Origin of the sequence: Acinetobacter sp. 161(2023), from assembly GCF_037027805.1 — a bacterium.
GTDB lineage: Bacteria > Pseudomonadota > Gammaproteobacteria > Pseudomonadales > Moraxellaceae > Acinetobacter.
Genome location: NZ_JAZEYD010000054.1, coordinates 1 through 414 on the forward strand (window position 1 = coordinate 1; position 414 = coordinate 414).

Sequence of the window (414 nt, forward strand, 5' to 3'; positions counted from 1 at the left end):
CACACTAAAGTTCAGGCCTTTGTCTGCCGTCGCTTGGGCTGCCGCTGCATTAGTCACGGCTGTATTTGCAGTGTTCTGAGCAGTCGTTACATTCTGATTAGTCGCATTTAACTGGCTACCATTCACTGCATCTGTTGATGTAGAAGAAATGCTTCCTGCTGCAACATTAGTAATCTTCTGGTTACCAGCATCGATACCTGCAATCGTTACACTTGGGCCGCCAGTAATGGTTAATCCACTGTTATCAACTTTAGTATTGCCTACCGTTAAGCTACCCGCATTGGTTAATGCAATGTTGTCATTCACATTGTATTTATAAGTATTGGTTGTCGGGTCATAAACTGCAGTCGTATTGGTACCATCTGCAAAGTTAACTGTTTCACCCAACTTCACATTGTCAGCCGTACCACCATT

General features: G+C 43.7%; 1 pseudogene. It reads right to left on the reverse strand.

Annotated features, from left to right (window positions below):
* Nucleotides 1-414: pseudogene (locus WA249_RS18915) on the reverse strand (hypothetical protein); the annotation flags it as partial.